Here is a 2,820-nt window from a genome sequence, read left to right as displayed (position 1 = left end):
TTGGAAAAATCAAAAACATTATTGAACAAAGTAAATCGGAATTTTAAGTATTCATCTATCAGTTAATGCGCTAATTGAGGCGCTAATTGAGGTGCTATCAGCAATTCCTACATTAGCGTTTAGCTCAAAGCAATAAGCAATTAGCTTATTGAGGGGTGTCCACGACTAATCAGTTACTTGCAAACATATCCTTGAATTATCCTCCATCATTATACTTTTAATCCTAAGTTTACAAACTTAGTCTGGTGAGTTACTCCATTCAATTCCTATTACTGCAAAATCCTGTTCAGAATAGTTATATTTTTTTATACTTAAGGCTTATTTTAATACGATGAATTATACAGCATGAAAAATAACTTAATTGACTCCAAAATTAGTGAGAATAATCAATGGCAAAATAATAAGGCTAAATCATTATTGAAATTAGTGGTCTTTAGAATAGAGAGCATCAATTTCGCCTTTCCGATTGAGTGTGTCAACAAAGTAATTAATTACACAACTGTTTATAGCAGTGGACTTAATGATATAGGCATTGCCCATATCGATGACGACGAAATTCCTATTATCGACTTGCATCGCCGGTTATTTAAATCTAGCAAAATCAGCACTTCTAACCCAGCACGTTTCCTGCTGATTGCTCAAAATACAATGGGTGAAGGATTTGGTATCCCTGTACTCAAAACACCGAATTTGATAGAGGTTTCCGTGAGTGATATTCGTACCCTACCAGAGTCTTTTCGTCAAGCTGATACCCTAGGAATTGCTAGTCATGTGGCAGTGATTCCCCAAGAAAATTTATCTTTGACAGTCTTTTTGCTAGATGTTAATCAATTCCTGCCTTGGGTTTCTCAAAGCGCGAAAAGGGGTTAAGCATTGAGCAATCAGCAATCAGCTATCTTTTCCCCTAGCTTTATGGCATGGGAATAGTCCTAGTCGAGGAGATTTCTGTTATACTTAAAATTAGGTAATAGCTATCTGCCAGAATAAGGGCTAGGGAGGGAGTACCGCACTCTATCCGTGCTTGGTGATCGTGGTATGGGAGAGCCTTTTTCTGGGAATTGTGCTAAGAAGTTGGTAGCATCAAAAACGCGCTTTGACCATAACCAAGTCAAAAAGCTTCGTTGGCAAAAAAACAACCAAGCAGAATCATCGGTCTTAGAAACTAGGACTGCTGGTGAGGGCAGGAATATAAGACCTGGGTTTGGGCAACTAAATTTAGGCAGTTGCTTGTGAATTCCGAATAGATTGCTGTAGCGTAAGCTCAGCCTATGGTAGTTCACAGGTTTAGCTTCCACCCACGCTTTTATCTACGATGCTTAGCAATATAAGGGTGAAGTAGAAGCAGTCGGAACAAGTATCCGACAAAACGCATCTAGAGATAAGATGTAGCATAGTAAGTGTTATCTCTGGCAGTAGGACTTATGGCGAGTCCCTCTGATGTGAAACAAAACGTTTCTATTGGGTCTAGCTCGCCGGTTCACCGATCAACCTGCCAAAATCCCCTAGCTTTAGCGATGGGGAGTCGTCAATTTCCAGCAGTACGACCTAAGAGTCTAGTCAACTGGTGCTGCTAAAGTTTAATATATGGTGTTTCCCAAAAAACTGATTAAGGGCGGCTCTAAAGTATCTAAAGTTATAGATTTACCTAAATATGGTGTACGCTCCATTCTGGCTAAAGGGGTGCAGATGGACTTCCAGTCAGGACAAAACCGTGTTCCAGTTCTCAAAGGAATAGACTGGGAAGTCAAACGTGGTGATATCCAACTTTTAATGGGACCGTCTGGCTCTGGCAAGACTACCCTTTTGTCAATATTGGCGGGATTACTGACCCCGACACTCGGAAAAGTCTATTTACTGGGTCAAGAAATTACTGGTATGTCTAGAACTAAGCTGGCAGAGTTTCGACGGGAACACATTGGCTTTATTTTCCAACACTTCAACCTATTTCCAGCTCTGACAGCAGCAGAGAATGTGGAAGTTGTGCTAAACATTAAGGGAATTCAGGGGGTCAATGCTCGACAGCAGGCAAAAACGTTATTAGAGCAGGTTGGTTTAGAGGGGAAAGGACATCTTAGACCGAGTGACTTGTCAGGGGGACAGAAGCAACGGGTAGCGATCGCGCGGGCTTTAGCTAAAGAGCCACCCCTAATTATGGCAGATGAGCCAACAGCAGCCTTGGATTCTCATAGTGGTCATACAGTGATTGAGTTGCTGCGTCGTCTGGCTAAGGAAAAAGGTTGCACAGTGCTGATGGTAACTCACGATCCTCGTATTATCGATGTAGCTGACCAAGTGTCTTATATGGAAGATGGAATGTTGAAGGTTGATGGTTGATGGTTGAACGCCCACCCGTGGCCGTTCGCGCAGCGTGGCCTACGGCCTTAAGGCCAGGGTTGAACGCGCACGCGTGGCCAAAGGCCAGGGTTTATAGGTGACAGTTGATAGGTGAAAGTTGACGGGTGAGGGGTGAGTGTTAATGGTTCACCTTCAGCATCTTAGTTTTATTTGTACCTACCTAATTATGATGTGAATGGGCAATTTGCCAACACAACAAGTTACTGTTCACTCTAGGCATCATAATCATGTTCATGGTAGATTTCTGGCTAGGTATAGGGGTTTTGGGACTGGGTTCTATTCTTTGGGTAGAACTGGTGCGAGACTTCTATCACCTCCTGTCCCATCACTGGACACCCCTGTATCGCTTGCATGTGTGGCATCATCGGGTCTTCCGTCAGGATTTAACTGCTGTCAGTGATACCATATATCGACAGGCGCACTGGCGTAATGATGTGCCAGAAGCCTTGGTCATGCTAATGTTAG

The 2,820-nt window shown here is 42.8% G+C and carries 3 protein-coding genes and 1 pseudogene; all 4 read left to right on the top strand.

Annotation, left to right across the window (positions count from 1 at the left end; genetic code table 11):
• Nucleotides 1–345 precede the first annotated feature (345 nt).
• A complete protein-coding gene (locus F6K49_RS39450; protein ID WP_293106043.1) occupies nucleotides 346–870 on the top strand; it encodes a chemotaxis protein CheW in 525 nt (174 codons plus the stop codon).
• Between the two features lie 147 nt (nucleotides 871–1,017).
• Nucleotides 1,018–1,233, top strand: coding sequence for a hypothetical protein (locus tag F6K49_RS39445; RefSeq protein ID WP_293073029.1), 216 nt, complete (start codon nucleotides 1,018–1,020; stop codon nucleotides 1,231–1,233).
• Between the two features lie 351 nt (nucleotides 1,234–1,584).
• Nucleotides 1,585–2,334: an ABC transporter ATP-binding protein gene (locus tag F6K49_RS39440; protein ID WP_366514289.1), complete on the top strand. Its 750-nt coding sequence runs from the start codon at nucleotides 1,585–1,587 to the stop codon at nucleotides 2,332–2,334.
• 254 nt (nucleotides 2,335–2,588) lie between these two features.
• Nucleotides 2,589–2,820: pseudogene (locus F6K49_RS39435) on the top strand (sterol desaturase); the annotation flags it as partial.

The organism is Moorena sp. SIO3I6, assembly GCF_010672095.1.
Note: the sequence above shows the minus strand (reverse complement) of the source record. Positions and strands in the feature narration are given on the sequence as shown.